The organism is Streptomyces sp. NPDC037054 (assembly GCF_055606745.1).
The window spans coordinates 124,785-140,428 of record NZ_JBVJSJ010000011.1; the positions used below are offsets into that span (position 1 = coordinate 124,785).

12 protein-coding genes are annotated in these 15,644 nt (G+C 71.4%); 7 read left to right on the forward strand and 5 right to left on the reverse strand.

Going from position 1 to position 15,644, the window contains the following annotated elements:
- Nucleotides 1-53: 53 nt before the first annotated feature.
- From ACZ7D7_RS25085 to ACZ7D7_RS25095, 3 genes are all read right to left on the reverse strand, one after another.
- On the reverse strand, nt 54-977 hold the full coding sequence (locus tag ACZ7D7_RS25085; RefSeq protein ID WP_470827117.1) for an ACP S-malonyltransferase: 924 nt from the start codon (nt 975-977) through the stop codon (nt 54-56).
- Nucleotides 978-1,187: 210 nt separating this feature from the next.
- Nucleotides 1,188-1,910 carry a LuxR family transcriptional regulator gene (locus ACZ7D7_RS25090; RefSeq protein ID WP_470827118.1) on the reverse strand — a complete coding sequence of 241 codons (723 nt, stop codon included), beginning with the start codon at nt 1,908-1,910 and terminating at the stop codon, nt 1,188-1,190.
- Between the two features lie 144 nt (nt 1,911-2,054).
- A complete protein-coding gene (locus ACZ7D7_RS25095) occupies nt 2,055-2,837 on the reverse strand; it encodes a helix-turn-helix transcriptional regulator (RefSeq protein WP_470827119.1) in 783 nt (260 codons plus the stop codon).
- Nucleotides 2,838-3,742: 905 nt separating this feature from the next.
- On the opposite strand from ACZ7D7_RS25095, the gene ACZ7D7_RS25100 reads away from it, so the two are divergent.
- Nucleotides 3,743-5,356, forward strand: coding sequence for an aminotransferase class III-fold pyridoxal phosphate-dependent enzyme (locus ACZ7D7_RS25100; RefSeq protein ID WP_470827121.1), 1,614 nt, complete (start codon nt 3,743-3,745; stop codon nt 5,354-5,356).
- Nucleotides 5,357-5,396: 40 nt separating this feature from the next.
- Nucleotides 5,397-7,394: an ATP-dependent DNA helicase gene (locus tag ACZ7D7_RS25105; protein WP_470827122.1), complete on the forward strand. Its 1,998-nt coding sequence runs from the start codon at nt 5,397-5,399 to the stop codon at nt 7,392-7,394.
- A 168-nt stretch (nt 7,395-7,562) separates the two neighbouring features.
- On the opposite strand, the gene lexA is transcribed toward ACZ7D7_RS25105, so the two are convergent.
- On the reverse strand, nt 7,563-8,342 hold the full coding sequence (gene lexA / locus ACZ7D7_RS25110; RefSeq protein ID WP_470827123.1) for a transcriptional repressor LexA: 780 nt from the start codon (nt 8,340-8,342) through the stop codon (nt 7,563-7,565).
- Between the two features lie 506 nt (nt 8,343-8,848).
- On the opposite strand from lexA, the gene nrdR reads away from it, so the two are divergent.
- Together nrdR and ACZ7D7_RS25120 are read left to right on the forward strand one after the other, a co-directional pair.
- On the forward strand, nt 8,849-9,406 hold the full coding sequence (nrdR, locus tag ACZ7D7_RS25115) for a transcriptional regulator NrdR (RefSeq protein ID WP_470827124.1): 558 nt from the start codon (nt 8,849-8,851) through the stop codon (nt 9,404-9,406).
- Between the two features lie 163 nt (nt 9,407-9,569).
- Nucleotides 9,570-12,464 carry a vitamin B12-dependent ribonucleotide reductase gene (locus ACZ7D7_RS25120; protein WP_470827125.1) on the forward strand — a complete coding sequence of 965 codons (2,895 nt, stop codon included), beginning with the start codon at nt 9,570-9,572 and terminating at the stop codon, nt 12,462-12,464.
- A 94-nt stretch (nt 12,465-12,558) separates the two neighbouring features.
- Here the strand turns inward: ACZ7D7_RS25120 and ACZ7D7_RS25125 are convergent, their stop codons facing one another.
- Complete coding sequence (locus ACZ7D7_RS25125; RefSeq protein ID WP_470827126.1) at nt 12,559-13,089, reverse strand: TerD family protein; 531 nt, start codon at nt 13,087-13,089, stop codon at nt 12,559-12,561.
- Nucleotides 13,090-13,244: 155 nt separating this feature from the next.
- On the opposite strand from ACZ7D7_RS25125, the gene ACZ7D7_RS25130 reads away from it, so the two are divergent.
- The 3 genes from ACZ7D7_RS25130 to ACZ7D7_RS25140 all read left to right on the forward strand — a co-directional run bounded on the left by ACZ7D7_RS25130 (nt 13,245) and on the right by ACZ7D7_RS25140 (nt 15,620).
- On the forward strand, nt 13,245-13,850 hold the full coding sequence (locus ACZ7D7_RS25130) for a YdbC family protein (RefSeq protein WP_470827127.1): 606 nt from the start codon (nt 13,245-13,247) through the stop codon (nt 13,848-13,850).
- Nucleotides 13,851-13,985: 135 nt separating this feature from the next.
- Complete coding sequence (locus ACZ7D7_RS25135; protein ID WP_470827128.1) at nt 13,986-14,645, forward strand: histidine phosphatase family protein; 660 nt, start codon at nt 13,986-13,988, stop codon at nt 14,643-14,645.
- A 12-nt stretch (nt 14,646-14,657) separates the two neighbouring features.
- The gene (locus ACZ7D7_RS25140; protein ID WP_470827129.1) at nt 14,658-15,620 is read left to right on the forward strand and encodes an ADP-ribosylglycohydrolase family protein; all 963 of its coding nucleotides are present in this window, start codon (nt 14,658-14,660) and stop codon (nt 15,618-15,620) included.
- Nucleotides 15,621-15,644 lie beyond the last annotated feature (24 nt).

Below are 15,644 nucleotides of genomic sequence, written 5' to 3' on the forward strand. Positions count from 1 at the left end.
TCGGGAACAGATGCCATGGTGTTCCGGCTCTCTTGTGCTCGCGCGGTTCTTCGTCAGTCCAGTGCGGCCGGGCTGTCCACGGACACCACCTCGACGTCCGGGACGATCCGGCGGATCAGCCCCGCCAGGGTGCGTCCGGGGCCGAGTTCGACCAGGCGGGCGCAGCCGAGGGTGCCGGTGAGGGTGCGCACGCTCTCCTCCCACAGGACGGGTGAGGTGAGCTGGCGGGTGCCGAGTTCGGCCCAGCCGCAGTCGCCGTCGTAGGGGCGTGCGTCGACGTTGGCCACCACCGGGAGGTGCTTCGGCGCGGCCGGCGTCTCCTTCAGCGCGGTGGCGAGGGCCTCGGCGGCGGGCGCCATGTACGGGCTGTGGAAGGCGCCGCCGACCTGGAGGCGGATGAACTTGGCCCCGATCGAGGGAGCTTCGTCGGCGACCCGGCCTACACCGTCCACGGATCCGGAGACCACGGTCTGTCCGGGGGCGTTGACGTTGGCGACCCACACGTCCGCGCCGTCCTCCCGCGCGCTGCCCACCAGGTGCTCCACGGCCTCCAGCGGGGCCGCGACCAGGACGCCCATCGTGCCCTCGCGGGCGCCGGAGGCCTCCCGCATGGCGCGACCGCGCGCGGCGACGAGGGCCGCTGCCGCGCCGACGGTGAAGGCGCCGGCGGCGGTCAGGGCGGCGTACTCGCCCAGGCTGTGCCCGGCGCAGGCCACCACGGGCCCGTCGAAGGCCTCCCGCCGCACCGCCTCGGCGTGGGCGATCATCGCGACCGAGAACACCGACAGCTGGGCCAGGTCGGTGCGCCGCAGCTGTTCCGTCGAGGCGTTGAGCAGCAGGTCGGCGATGTCCTCCCCGGTGGCCTCGGAGATCTCCGTGGTGATCTCCCAGGACGGGGTGTCCCGCCAGGGCGCGCCCATTGCCTGACGCTGTGTTCCCTGACCGGGAAAGACCAGACCGATCGGCCGCTGATCCATGGATCCACCTTCCGCACGGACGTCGTCGAGGGCACGGGAACCCGTACCGGTCAGGCCGGTACGGGCCGCCGCGGACCGGCGGTTACGGGGAGAACCGCCGGAGACGGGGAACAACCCTGAAGATGAATCCCGTTCCCTGCGAATCCATCCAACTGCCCACTGGGGCGGGGGGCAACGCGCGTTTCAGGAACCTGCGCCCGCCCGCGCGTTTCACGAACGTCCGCCGCCGTCCTGCCAGTTCGCGCCGCGCGGCAGCAGCCCCAGCTCCGCCGCCCGGACCCCCGCCTGGAAGCGGGACGTGGCCCCGAGCAGCGTCATGATCTCGGCGACGTAGCGCCGGTAGGTCCGCACGGAGACGGTCAGTTCGCGGGCGGCGACCTCGTCGGTGACGCCGGCCCGCATGGCGCCCAGTATCTGGCGCGCCAGGATCGCCCGGTCGCGGTCGCCGAAGATCACGTCGTCGTCCGGTGGGACCGCGCTGCTCCAGATGCTCTCGAACAGCGTCTCCAGGGCCTCCAGTACCTCGGGCACCCGGATGAGGGATGCCCGGCGGTCGGCGGGCGGGCCGACGACCACCAGGGCCGTGGCGCCGTCGGCGATGAGGACCTGAAGGGGCGGCAGCCGCGCCACCCGGATCGCCAGCTTCCCCTGGTGCTCGGGCGGCAGCCGCTTCCAGAACGCCTCACCGACCAGCTCCGGACTGGCGAGCAGCCGCACCGACACGCTCTCCCGCGGGAAGTGCAGCAGCTCCGACTCCAGCCGTCCGATCTTCTCCAGCCGTTTGCCGGGGGCCGGGACCCGGGACCGCAGGATGTCGACGGTGCTGGTGGTCTGCTGGATCAGCTCACGCGTGACGCCGATGAGCTTGCCGTAGCCACCGGGGAGCGCCGTGATGAGCTGCTCCCGCCGACTGCGGTCCCGGTGGATGATCATGGTTGATTCGATCAACTCTCTGAGCTGCAGGAGGGCATGCTCCAACTCGTCCCCCGATTGGCTGCACACGGTGTGCCCCCACTTCTCGTCGGATGTTCCGATCCTCGGTCCCACACAAACCCGGGCGGCGTCCCGCCCGGGTGGTCACGGAGACTTGGGCAGCAGCCCGATCTCGACGGCGCGCACGCCGGCCTGGAAGCGGGACGACGCGTTCAACTCCCTCATGATCTCGGCCACATGCCGCCGGTAGGTGCGCAAGGACACCTGCAACTCGCGGGCGGCGGTGGCGTCGGTGCGTCCCGAGCGCAGCTGCTCCAGGATGCGGCGGGTCAGCTCGGAGCGCAGCCGGGGGCTCAGCTCGGGGTGGTCGACGAGCTTCCGGCCGCGCGACCAGACACCGGCGTAGAGGAGCTGGAGGGTGCTGACGGCGGCGCAGTCGGTGACCACCGCCGCCCGGCCGTCCTCCTCCGCGCCCTTGGCGCCCAGCCGCAGGAACGCGGACGTGCCGTCGACCACGACGATGCCGCACAGCTCGTGCGGGAAGACCCGGACGCCCGGGATGCCGCGCAGACGGGCGGGCGCCACGTCGACGGCGGCGGGGCTGCACAGGATCCGGACGGTGACCCCTTTGGGCACGCGCGCCAGGCACCGCAGCACTGCCTCCACTAAAGCGGCCGAGCCGGTGAGCGCCACGTTCACCGAGCGCTGCGCTCCCAGCACGAGTTCTTCGAGGGTCTCGGCGGTCACTTCGGCGTCCATGTGCGTCAGACCGGACGTCGTCGCCGGGCGGCGGCGGTGCAGGGAGACCGTGTACTCGATCAGACCCCGGGCCTGCAGCAGCGTCTGCTCCAGGCGAGCGGCATGGCCCTGGGGGGCGTTTTCCTCAAGCCCGCCGACCGTTGGAAGTTCGAACAAAGTGCCAGCCACGCGTGCGCCCCCATGTTGTTCCACATTGCGTCGCCGCGCGTGTACCGGCTCAGGATGGCCCCAGCTGAGTGACGCACGGCGCCACCGCCGGCCCCCGCTCGGCGCATTGTTTAAACCAGAAGTTAATTTCGTCCCAACCGTGGGGCATTGCCTTGCGGGCAATAAAATTGCCTGGTGTGGATCGGTCGTGGTGGTTGTGCTCACGGTGCGGCCGAAATCAGGTGTAGGTAATCACGACTCCTCGACGATATCCAGTTCTTGTGGTGCTGTCAGTGACAGCAAGCTGCAGGTTTAGGGGCCGGAACCCGGGGTCCCGCTTCCGCTTTGGGTGCTATGGGGACGGTTACTCGCGCGTATCCAACCTGCGGTGACCCCAAGTTGCCAACTCTGCCTGGTGTGCCGCCGTTGCGGCCCCCGGGTGCTGTGGTAGCCGTCGCGCCACAGGGGGAGATGCCAACCAAACGGTCAATCGGAATGAATCCACCTATTCAGAAGGAATGGTCCGGTAGGCCTTCAGTCGTGCGGGGTCGAGTTTGAACGGCGTTCAGAAACATCGGTGGCGTTGGCAACGACCCGTTCGCTCTGCCCCGGGTTGACCGTGTCGGCCAACCCGGACGCGCGTCCCTGCGCGGGCAGGATATCCGCCTTCACGACTTGCGTGCTCTATACCAATGGCAATTCCTGGAAGGGAACGTGAGCAAGAGTCTCCTTTGCCACCGCTGAATGCATGCGTGACGCTTTGCATCCGCCCGGCCGACCGCACCGCGGAGGCCGGAGCCGGGTACGGCCGACCGCGGCGCGGGGAACTCCGGCCGGACCGTAACCCGGCGCGCGGTCCGGTGTTGGTAGCGCGAGGGGTCCGCCGTCGGTGCGCGGTCCCCGCGGAGAGCGGGAGGCGGACAGCCGTGGTGGACACCGCGCGCCGGGGGCGTGGGGCCGAGGGGACGAAGACCGGCGACCGGGACCGGGCCCGGCCGGAGGGCGCCCCGCCGCGCCGCTCGCCGCGGGAGGCGGCGGCCCGTACGTACCCGCGCGCCCTGCCGATCGTGCCGGTACGCGCGCGTGGCCTGACCGTCGAGGGCGCCGACGGCCGCCGCTACCTGGACTGCCTCTCCGGCGCCGGGACGCTCGCGCTGGGACACAACCACCCCGTCGTCCTGGAGGCCGTCCGGAAGGTCCTCGAATCGGGAGCCCCGCTGCACGTCCCGGACCTGTCCACGCCGGTCAAGGACGCCTTCGTCACCGAGCTGCTCCCCACGCTGCCGCCCCGACTCGCCGCCCACGCGCGCGTGCGCTTCTGCGGACCGGCCGCCGGTGACGCCGTACGGGCCGCCTCCCGCCTGGTCCGCGCCGCGACCGGACGAACGGGCATCGCCGGCTTCGACGGAGCCGAACACGGCACGACACCCACCGGGGCACTGGCAGTCCACGGCGACATGGGCGACGCGCGGGTCACGCACCTGCCGTACCCGCAGGACTACCGCTGCCCGTTCGGCGTCGGCGGCCCGCGCGGCGCCGAACTCGCCGCCCACTGGGCCGAGTCCGTCCTCGACGGCCCCGGCCCGGGCGTGCCCCCGCCCGCCGGCGTGATCCTGGAACCCGTGCACGACGCCGGCGGGGTGCTGCCCGCGCCCGACGCGTGGCTGCGGAGGATCCGGCGCATCACGGCCGCACGGGACATCCCGCTGATCGTGGACGAGTCCTGCACGGGGGTCGGCCGGACCGGCGCGCTCTGGGGCGTGCGGCACAGCGGCGCCACCCCCGACGTGATGGTCCTGTCCCGGGCCATCGGCGGCAGCCTGCCCCTCGCCGTGCTCGTCCACCGCGAGGACCTCGACACCGGCCAACAGGGCGCCCCCACCGGCCCGTTCCGCGGGAACCAGCTCGCCATGGCCGCCGGCGCGGCCACGCTCGCGTACGTCCGTGAGAACCGGCTCGCCGACCACGCGGCACGGCTCGGCGCGCGCATGCTGGCCCGACTCCGCGCTCTGGCCGGCGAGTTCGCGTGCGTCGGTGAGGTGCGGGGACGGGGCCTGATGATCGGCGTCGAACTGGTCGAGCCGGACGATGCGGACGGTCCGGACGGGCCGGGCGACCCTCACGGTCCGAACCAGGAGACTCAGGAGACCCACGAGCCCTACGAGCCCCATGCGACCCACGAGCCCCACGGGACGGCCGAACGGCGCCCGGACACAGGCCTTCCGGTCGCCGGCACCGGGCCACAAACCGGTCGGACACCTCGTGCCGCCGCCCCGGAACTGGCCGCGGCCGTCCAGCGCGCGTGCCTGCGGAGGGGCCTGATCGTCGACGTCGGCGGCCCGCACGCGAACGTCGTACGGCTCCTGCCGCCCCTGACGATCACCGACGAGCAGGCGGCGGCCGTCCTCGACCGCCTGGCCGACGCGGTGGCCGCCGCGACGGGCCACGGCCGTCACGGGCGGGACCCCCGTCAGCGGCGCCCCCAGCCGCGGGGCCACGGCTCCCGCGGCCCCCACGAACGAGGGGCCGCGTCCCCGTGAGCACCCGATTGTCAGTGCCGGGCCGTAGGGTGGTCGCGCTATGACGAAGCCCTCACTCCCCGAACTCCTGCACGCCGCCGTCACCGCCGTCGGCGGCACGGAGCGCCCCGGCCAGGTGGCCATGGCCGAAGCCGTCGCGGAGGCGATCGACGACGGTTCGCACCTGCTGGTCCAGGCCGGCACCGGCACCGGAAAGTCGCTCGGCTACCTGGTGCCGGCGCTCGCGCAGGGGGAGAGGGTCGTGGTCGCCACGGCCACGCTGGCCCTGCAGCGCCAGCTGGTCGAGCGGGACCTGCCGCGCACGGTGGAGGCCCTGCACCCGCTGCTGCGCCGCCGCCCGGAGTTCGCCATGCTGAAGGGCCGGTCGAACTACCTGTGCCTGCACCGCCTGCACGAGGGCGTCCCGCAGGACGAGGAGGACGGCCTCTTCGACCAGTTCGAGGCCGCCGCACCCACCAGCAAGCTGGGCCAGGACCTGCTGCGGCTGCGCGACTGGGCCGACGACACCGAGACCGGCGACCGCGACGACCTGACGCCGGGCGTCTCCGACCGGGCCTGGTCCCAGGTGTCCGTGTCGTCCCGCGAGTGCCTGGGCGCGACCAAGTGCGCGTACGGCGCCGAGTGCTTCGCCGAGACGGCCCGCGAGCGCGCCAAGCTCGCCGAGGTCGTCGTCACCAACCACGCGCTCCTCGCGATCGACGCCATCGAGGGCGCCCCGGTCCTCCCGCAGCACGAGGTGCTGATCGTGGACGAGGCGCACGAGCTGGTCTCCCGCGTCACGGGCGTCGCCACCGGCGAGCTCACTCCCGGCCAGGTCAACCGCGCCGTACGGCGCGCGGCGAAGCTCGTCAACGAAAAGGCCGCCGACCAGCTCCAGACCGCCTCCGAGGGCTTCGAGCGGCTGATGGAGCTGGCGCTGCCGGGCCGCCTGGAGGAGATCCCGGAGGACCTCCAGTGCGCCCTGACCGCCCTGCGCGACGCGTGCCGCACGGTGATCTCCGCCCTCGGCACGACCCGCGACAAGTCCGTGCAGGACGAGGACGCGGTCCGCAAGCAGGCGCTGGCCAGTGTGGAGAGCGTGCACGGCGTGGCGGAGCGCATCACGCACGGCAACGAGTGGGACGTCGTCTGGTACGAGCGCCATGAGCCCCGCGGCGGAGCCGCATATCGACACAGCGGTGCTTCTCTGCGGGTGGCCCCGATGTCCGTGTCGGGCCTGCTGCGGGAGAAGCTCTTCGCGGACCGCTCGGTGGTCCTGACCTCGGCGACCCTGAAGCTGGGCGGCGACTTCAACGGCGTGGGCGCGTCGCTCGGACTGGCCCCGGAGGGCACGGAGGGCGAGGACCTGCCGCAGTGGAAGGGCGTCGACGTCGGCTCGCCCTTCGACTACCCCAAGCAGGGCATCCTCTACGTCGCCAAGCACCTGGCCCGCCCCGCGCGGGACGGCGACCGGGGCGACATGCTGGACGAGCTGACGGAGCTCATCCAGGCGGCCGGCGGCCGTACCCTCGGGCTGTTCTCGTCGATGCGCGGCGCCCAGCTCGCCGCGGAGGAACTGCGCTCACGGATTCCGGAGTTCCCGATCCTGCTCCAGGGCGAGGAGACCCTCGGCGAGCTGATCAAGAACTTCGCGGCCGACCCGAAGACCTGCCTGTTCGGCACGCTGTCCCTGTGGCAGGGCGTCGACGTGCCGGGCCCGAGCTGCCAGCTCGTCGTCATGGACAAGATCCCGTTCCCGCGCCCGGACGACCCGCTGATGAGCGCCCGCCAGAAGGCGGTGGAGGACGCGGGGGGCAACGGCTTCATGGCGGTCGCCGCGACGCACGCGGCGCTGCTCATGGCCCAGGGCGCCGGCCGCCTCGTCCGCGCCTCGGGCGACCGCGGCGTGGTCGCCGTCCTGGACCCCCGCCTGGCGACGGCCCGCTACGGCAGCTACCTCAAGGCGTCACTGCCCGACTTCTGGTACACGACGGACCGCAACCAGGTCCGCAAGTCCCTGGCGGCGATCGACGCCAAGGCCAAGGCCGACGCCGTGTAAGACGAGTGCCACACACAGCAACCGTCAAGGGAGCAACCACAACGGCGAGCACCCCCGGTCCGCGAGAGCGGCGCCGGTTCAGGCGCAAGAACAGACCCCGGAACCGGCGCAGGGGTCCCGGGGTCGGTCAGGGAGCGGGCGGCGGCGTGGGCCCGCCCGCCGCTGAGCTCACACGCGGCGGAGTACGGCGACCACCTTGCCCAGGATGGTCGCGTCGTCGCCGGGGATGGGCTCGTAGGCGGAGTTGTGGGGGAGGAGCCAGACGTGGCCGTCCTCGCGCTTAAAACGCTTGACGGTGGCCTCGCCGTCGAGCATCGCGGCCACGATGTCGCCGTTCTCGGCGACGGGCTGGCGGCGGACCGTGACCCAGTCGCCGTCGCAGATCGCGGCCTCGATCATCGAGTCGCCGACGACCTTCAGGACGAACAGCTCCCCGTCGCCGACGAGCTGCCGGGGGAGGGGGAAGACGTCCTCGACGGACTCCTCGGCGAGGATCGGGCCACCGGCGGCGATGCGGCCGACGAGCGGGACGTACGACGCGGCGGGCTTGCCGGCGGTGTCCGTGGGCTGCACGGAGGCGGCCTGGTCGCTGCCGCGCACCTCGTACGCGCGCGGGCGGTGCGGGTCGCGGCGCAGGAAGCCCTTCCGCTCCAGTGCCATCAGCTGGTGCGCGACCGACGACGTGCTGGACAGGCCGACGGCCTGGCCGATCTCCCGCATCGACGGCGGGTACCCGCGGCGCTGCACGGAGTCCCTGATGACCTCGATCACCCGGCGCTGGCGGTCCGTGAGCCCTGAGCTGTCCGCCCGGATGCCCGGAGGTCGGCCCGGCAGGGAGCGCTTGTGCCCCTCGGGATTCGTGGCTTCGTTCATCGCGTGCACCGGCTCGAGTCGGCCCTGGGCGCGGTCCTGGGCAGTGATGGTGGCACTGTCTGCGGTCGTGGTCACGTCGGCCCCTCTCGATGGTCTCCCTGCTGCACAACGGTAGTTGCTTTCGAAAGGTTGCGCCAAACACACGTTCGAGTGAAAAATCGCGAATCAGGCGACGCGACCGCATCTCCAGGTGTATTGCCTACCGCGCGGCCGGGCGGGCAAAAGGGCCCATTGCTGTACTCTTCACCGCCGGGACGGCGGCCCCGCGAGGCGCCGCCCAGTCTGCCATCCGCCCCTCCGGCGACCCGACCGGGACCTCCGCCTCCGCCGGAGCCGCACGCTCCCCGCGCGCCGCGCCCACGGTATCTCCGCATGTGCCGCGGCGACACGGCCGCGACACGCGCGTACGGCGTATGTATGAGCCAATCCCCACATCTAGTGGTTGGATTGCATCAGCAGCCCAGAAGTTGTGGTCCCCCGGGTCTTCGGGTCCTCGGAGATCGCCTATGCTTGGGGCTGCTTCGCGGGGCTCATGTGGCCCGGCGAGGTCATTGGGTCTGCCGTGAGGAGGGTTGGGAACCATGCACTGCCCCTTCTGCAGGCACCCCGACAGCCGCGTCGTCGACAGCCGTACGACCGACGACGGCACGTCGATCCGCAGGCGCCGCCAGTGTCCGGACTGCTCCCGTCGTTTCACGACCGTGGAGACGTGTTCGCTCATGGTGGTCAAGCGGTCCGGAGTCACCGAGCCCTTCAGCCGTACCAAGGTCATCAATGGCGTGCGCAAGGCGTGCCAGGGGCGGCCTGTCACCGAGGACGCGCTCGCCCAGCTCGGCCAACGGGTCGAGGAGGCCGTGCGGGCCACCGGAAGCGCCGAGCTGACCACCCACGACGTGGGGCTGGCCATACTCGGCCCGTTGCAGGAGCTCGACCTCGTCGCCTACCTGCGATTCGCCTCCGTCTACCGGGCGTTCGACTCGCTCGAGGACTTCGAGGCCGCGATCGCGGAACTGCGGCGGACGGGACGCGCCACCGCGGACGACGAGGACCGCGAGGGCGCGGGGGCGGGGAGCCAGGAAGACGGCCGCGGGCCGACGGGAACCGGGCAGGTCCCCGAACCCGCGGGCGCCGCCGACTGACGAGCGGGCCGGACCGGACCACGAGACCGGGCCGGCCGGGCGGCGGCGACGAAGAAGACCTGTTGCGGGCGGTGTCCGAGATGCCCGCAACACCAGACAGAACACCGTGCCACGGGAACAATCGGGGCACTTCAGGGCGTTTTCGCCCGTACAGGGAGGCGGCATGACAGAGACGGCGAGCGGTCCGGCACGGAGTTCCCGAGCCAAGAGCACCAAGGGCGGGAAGGGACTGCGGATCGACCGGATCCACACCACCCCCGGGGTCCACCCCTACGACGAGGTGGAGTGGGAGCGTCGTGACGTCGTCATGACCAACTGGCGCGACGGCTCGGTCAACTTCGAGCAGCGCGGCGTCGAGTTCCCCGACTTCTGGTCGGTGAACGCGGTCAACATCGTCACCAGCAAGTACTTCCGCGGAGCAGTCGGCACCCCGCAGCGCGAGACCAGCCTCAAGCAGCTGATCGACCGCATCGTGAAGACGTACCGGAAGGCCGGCGAGGACCACAAGTACTTCGCCTCGCCCGCCGACGCCGAGATCTTCGAGCACGAGCTGGCGTACGCCCTCCTGCACCAGATCTTCAGCTTCAACAGCCCCGTCTGGTTCAACGTCGGGACCAAGCAGCCCCAGCAGGTCTCCGCCTGCTTCATCCTGTCCGTCGACGACTCCATGGAGTCGATCCTCGACTGGTACAAGGAAGAGGGCATGATCTTCAAGGGCGGTTCCGGCGCCGGCCTGAACCTGTCCCGCATCCGCTCCTCCAAGGAACTGCTGTCCTCCGGCGGCAACGCCTCCGGGCCGGTCTCCTTCATGCGCGGCGCCGACGCCTCCGCCGGCACCATCAAGTCCGGTGGCGCCACCCGCCGCGCGGCCAAGATGGTCGTCCTCGACGTGGACCACCCGGACATCGAGGACTTCATCGAGACCAAGGTGAAGGAAGAGGAGAAGATCCGCGTCCTGCGCGACGCGGGCTTCGACATGGACCTGGGCGGCGACGACATCACGTCCGTCCAGTACCAGAACGCCAACAACTCGGTCCGCGTGAACGACGAGTTCATGAAGGCGGTCGAGGAGGGCGGCAAGTTCGGCCTGCGCGCCCGCATGACCGGCGAGGTCATCGAAGAGGTCGACGCCAAGCAGCTGTTCCGCAGGATCGCCGAGGCCGCCTGGGCCTGCGCCGACCCCGGCATCCAGTACGACGACACCATCAACACCTGGCACACCTGCCCCGAGTCCGGCCGGATCACCGCGTCGAACCCGTGCAGCGAGTACATGCACCTGGACAACACGTCCTGCAACCTGGCCTCGCTGAACCTGATGAAGTTCCTGAAGGACGACGGCAAGGGCAACCAGTCCTTCGAGGCCGACCGCTTCCAGAAGGTCGTCGAGCTGGTCATCACCGCGATGGACATCTCGATCTGCTTCGCGGACTTCCCGACCCAGAAGATCGGCGAGAACACCCGCGCCTTCCGCCAGCTCGGCATCGGCTACGCCAACCTCGGCGCCCTGCTGATGGCCACCGGCCACGCCTACGACTCGGACGGCGGCCGCTCCCTGGCCGGCGCCATCACCTCCCTGATGACGGGCACGGCCTACCGGCGCTCCGCCGAACTCGCCGCGGTCGTCGGCCCGTACGACGGCTACGCCCGCAACGCCGACGCCCACAAGCGCGTCATGAAGCAGCACGCCGACGCCAACGCCAAGGCCGTCCGCATGGACGACCTGGACACCCCGGTGTGGGCCGCCGCCACCGAGGCCTGGCAGGACGTCGTCCGCCTCGGCGACAAGAACGGCTTCCGCAACTCCCAGGCGTCCGTGCTCGCCCCGACCGGCACCATCGGCCTCGCGATGTCCTGCGACACCACCGGTGTCGAGCCCGACCTCGCGCTGGTCAAGTTCAAGAAGCTGGTCGGCGGCGGCTCGATGCAGATCGTCAACGGCACGGTCCCGCAGGCCCTGCGCCGCCTGGGCTACCAGGAGGAGCAGATCGAGGCGATCGTCGCCCACATCGCCGACCACGGCAATGTGATCGACGCCCCCGGTCTCAAGCCCGAGCACTACGAGGTGTTCGACTGCGCCATGGGCGAGCGGGCCATCTCCCCGATGGGCCACGTCCGCATGATGGCCGCGATCCAGCCCTGGATCTCCGGCGCCATCTCCAAGACGGTCAACATGCCGGAGACGGCGACCGTCGAGGAGGTCGAGGAGATCTACTACGAGGCCTGGAAGCTCGGCGTCAAGGCGCTCGCGATCTACCGCGACAACTGCAAGGTCGGCCAGCCCCTCTCCGCGAAGACCAAGGAGAAGGAGAAGGCCGAGATCACGGAGAAGGCCGAGACGGCCATCCGCGAGACGGTCGAGAAGGTCATCGAGTACCGCCCCGTCCGCAAGCGCCTCCCGAAGGGCCGCCCCGGCATCACCACGTCCTTCACCGTCGGCGGCGCCGAGGGCTACATGACCGCCAACTCCTACCCGGACGACGGTCTCGGCGAGGTCTTCCTGAAGATGTCCAAGCAGGGCTCCACCCTCGCGGGCATGATGGACGCCTTCTCCATCGCGGTCTCGGTCGGCCTCCAGTACGGCGTGCCGCTGGAGACGTACGTCTCGAAGTTCACCAACATGCGCTTCGAGCCGGCCGGCATGACGGACGACCCGGACGTGCGGATGGCGCAGTCGATCGTCGACTACATCTTCCGCCGCCTGGCGCTGGACTTCCTGCCCTTCGAGACGCGCTCCGCCCTCGGCATCCACTCCGCCGAGGAGCGCCAGCGCCACCTGGAGACCGGCTCCTACGAGCCGTCGGACGACGAGGTCGACGTCGAGGGCCTGGCCCAGTCGGCGCCGCGCGCCCAGGAACTGAAGGCCGTCGCCACCCCGAAGGCCGAGACCGAGGCCGCCAAGCCGGCCCCGCAGCAGGCCCACACCAGCGCCGAACTGGTCGAAATGCAGCTGGGCATCCAGGCGGACGCCCCGCTGTGCTTCTCCTGCGGCACCAAGATGCAGCGAGCGGGCTCCTGCTACATCTGCGAGGGCTGCGGCTCGACGAGCGGCTGCAGCTGACCACCGACCGGGCGCCGAGCGCCCCGTGGTGAGGTGACGCGAAGGGGACCGGCCCGGTGGCCGGTCCCCTTTCCGCGTGTCCCGCGCCGTCGCGTCAGTGGCGCAGCGTGCCCATGGTCCTCGTGAACGTGGCCGGGTCGGTGTCGGAGCCGTGGACGCCGGGGCGGAAGTCCCAGGCGCCGGTGTCGTCCCGGACGAACTCGGCCACCGTCGCCGCCGTCGCGCCGCGGACACCGGCGAAGTCGTCCTCGGCCAGCGTCGTGTAGCCCTCCCGGATGCGCAGCGCCACGTTGGACACGGTGCCGAACGTCTTGTCGCCGGCGCGCTGCTGGATGACGACGCCGACGACCACGCGCGCGTACCGGGTGGCGAGCCGGTCGAGTTCCAGCGTCATGACCTCGTCCCAGCCGAAGCCCTTGCCGTCGTGGCTGTCGCGGTTGAGCGTGATCGTGCCGTCGGGGGAGCGGCTGTCGAAGTGCACCAGATAGTCGGCGTCACCGTGCGGATCGCTCGCCAGGTACGTCCCGGCGACCAGGTCGAGATCGGCGGGCGGTTCCCCCGCCGGACTCGGATCCCACTTCAGCGAGACCTCGACCTTGCGGATTCCCTTGCCCAGACCGTTCACCAGTTGTCCCCTTCCCCGTACCTGTTCTGCACGTCTCCCCAACTGCCGCACAGCCAGGGCTGATTGTCATCCTCCCACGCGGGCCGGGCCGCGCGCCGGAAAGCGGTGCCGCCGAGCGTGACCGGCGCCACGCTCCGTGGCCTTACGATGGCGCGGTGCTGGTCAAGTGGAGTCGCTGCACCGTGGTGGACCGCAGAGGGTTCGAACGGGGGCAGCGGAAATGGGCGGGGCTTCCGGGGGAGCCGGGATTTCGCGGACAGGGCGGTGGCTGGAGCCGGAGGCGGCCCGACGTGGCGCACATCTTCGCCTTCTGGGAGAGCCGCGCCTTCTACGACTCCTTCATGGCGCGTTCCCACGACCGGCTCGCGACGGCCCAGCAGGGCACGTTCAAGGACGCCCAGGTGCGGCTGTTCGACTACCGCTTCGACGTGAAGACCGGCTTCGAGCCGCGCTTCACGGACGCCGACCTGCTGCGGGTCGCGCTGTGCCGCGTCCACGAGGAGCGCGCCGAGCACTTCGTCCTCATGCAGGAGAAGGTGTGGAACCCGGCGATGGCCGGCTCGCCGGGCATGATCCGCGGGCTGTTCGGCGAGGCGCCGGGCCCCGAGTACCTGATCCTGTCGATGTGGCGCGCGGCGGCCGAGCACGGGAAGTACCGCACCGAACGCGTGGAGCGGCTCGCCCTGCGGGCCCAGACCGAGGCCGACGTCGCGGCCCTCACCGGCGACGTCGTGGACATGGAGCCCGCCTGGACGGTGTGATCCCCGGACCGACCGCCCCGGCGCCCCCGCGCGCGTGCCCTCGTGCAGGGTTCCTCGTGCAGGATTCGTGTGACCTACGCCGTATGGGGCCCGTACAGGTGCTCGACGGCCGCCGGCGCGAATTAGTGTGCTGGCATGGCACGACCACGGCGCATCGTCCTTGTCCGGCACGGCGAGTCGACGGGCAATGTCGATGACTCCGTCTACGAGCGGGAGCCCGACCACGCCCTCGCCCTCACCGAGCGCGGTTGGCGGCAGGCCGAGGACACCGGCAAGACCCTGCGCGAGCTGTTCGGCCGCGAGCGCGTCAGCGTGTACGTCTCCCCGTACCGCCGCACGCACGAGACGCTGCGCGCCTTCCACCTCGACCCCGAGCTGATACGCGTGCGCGAGGAGCCCCGGCTGCGCGAGCAGGACTGGGGCAACTGGCAGGACCGCGACGACGTCCGGCTCCAGAAGGCCTACCGGGACGCCTACGGGCACTTCTTCTACCGCTTCGCGCAAGGAGAGTCCGGGGCCGACGTGTACGACCGGGTCGGCGGCTTCCTGGAGAGCCTGTTCCGCAGCTTCGAGGCGCCGGACCACCCGCCGAACGTCCTGATCGTCACGCACGGTCTGGCCATGCGGCTGTTCTGCATGAGGTGGTTCCACTGGACGGTCGCCGAGTTCGAGTCGCTGGTCAACCCGGGGAACGGGGAACTGCGGATGCTCGTTCTCGGGGACGACGGCAAGTACACGCTTGACCGGCCGTTCGAACGCTGGCGTGATCCGGAGCCGTACGGGATCACTGGATAGAGTGGCAGAGCGATGACCGCTGACTCCTCACCCGAGGCATCCGAGGCCCCCGAGACACCTGACGCGTCCGAGGCCCCCGGCGCGCCCGGCGTACGCCTGGACCGTGCCATGGCGTCCCTGCGCGGTCTGTCGGTCGGCGACGCGCTCGGCTCGCAGTTCACCGTCCCCGCGCACTACCCGCTGCTCAAGCGCCGCGAGCTGCCCGACGGGCCCTGGCGGTGGACGGACGACACGGCGATGGCCTGCTCGGTCGTCGCCGTCCTCGTCGCCCACCACCGCGTCGACCAGGACGCGCTGGCGCAGTCGTTCGCCGAGCACCACGACGCCGACCGGGGCTACGGCCGGGCCGTCGACCGCCTGCTGAGGCGGATCCGCGAGGGCGGCGACTGGCGCGAGCTGTCCGCCGCGCTGTTCAACGGCCAGGGCTCCTGGGGCAACGGCGCCGCGATGCGGATCGCCCCGCTGGGCGCCTGGTACGCGGACGACCCGGAGCAGGCCACGCACCAGGCGGAGATCTCCGCCTACCCCACGCACCAGCACCGCGAGGCCGTGGTCGGCGCGATGGCCGTCGCCGCCGCCGCCGCGCTGGCCGCCGCTCCGGGCGGGCCGCCGAGCGCCGAGGGGCTCCTCGGCGGTGTCATCGGGCTGGTGCCGAAGAAGAGCGCGGTGGGCGCGGGCCTCCGGCGTGCCGTGGACATGCTCGACTACCACGACGCGGGCACCGTCGCCGCCGTCCTGGGGTGCGGACGGCGTACGACGGCGCACGACACGGTGCCTTTCGCGCTGTGGTCGGCGGCGCGGCGCCTCGGCGACTACGAGCAGGCGTTCTGGACGACCGCGCAGGCCGGCGGGGACGTGGACACGACCTGCGCGATCGTGGGCGGCGTGGTCGCCTCGGGCAAGGCGGGCGCGCCACCGGCTCCGTGGCTGGAGCGGACGGAGAGCCTGCCCGGCTGGGCGCCGACGGCCGGCTGAGCCCCGCACACCCTCGGGGGACCC

What these genes read in the sequence shown, in the direction of transcription:
- ACZ7D7_RS25085 (WP_470827117.1), bottom strand. Translation starts at nt 977, where the DNA reads ATGGATCAGCGGCCGATCGGTCTGGTCTTTCCCGGTCAGGGAACACAG.
- ACZ7D7_RS25090 (WP_470827118.1), bottom strand. Translation starts at nt 1,910, where the DNA reads ATGATCATCCACCGGGACCGCAGTCGGCGGGAGCAGCTCATCACGGCG.
- ACZ7D7_RS25105 (WP_470827122.1), top strand. Translation starts at nt 5,397, where the DNA reads ATGACGAAGCCCTCACTCCCCGAACTCCTGCACGCCGCCGTCACCGCC.
- nrdR (WP_470827124.1), top strand. Translation starts at nt 8,849, where the DNA reads ATGCACTGCCCCTTCTGCAGGCACCCCGACAGCCGCGTCGTCGACAGC.
- ACZ7D7_RS25120 (WP_470827125.1), top strand. Translation starts at nt 9,570, where the DNA reads ATGACAGAGACGGCGAGCGGTCCGGCACGGAGTTCCCGAGCCAAGAGC.
- ACZ7D7_RS25135 (WP_470827128.1), top strand. Translation starts at nt 13,986, where the DNA reads ATGGCACGACCACGGCGCATCGTCCTTGTCCGGCACGGCGAGTCGACG.
- ACZ7D7_RS25140 (WP_470827129.1), top strand. Translation starts at nt 14,658, where the DNA reads ATGACCGCTGACTCCTCACCCGAGGCATCCGAGGCCCCCGAGACACCT.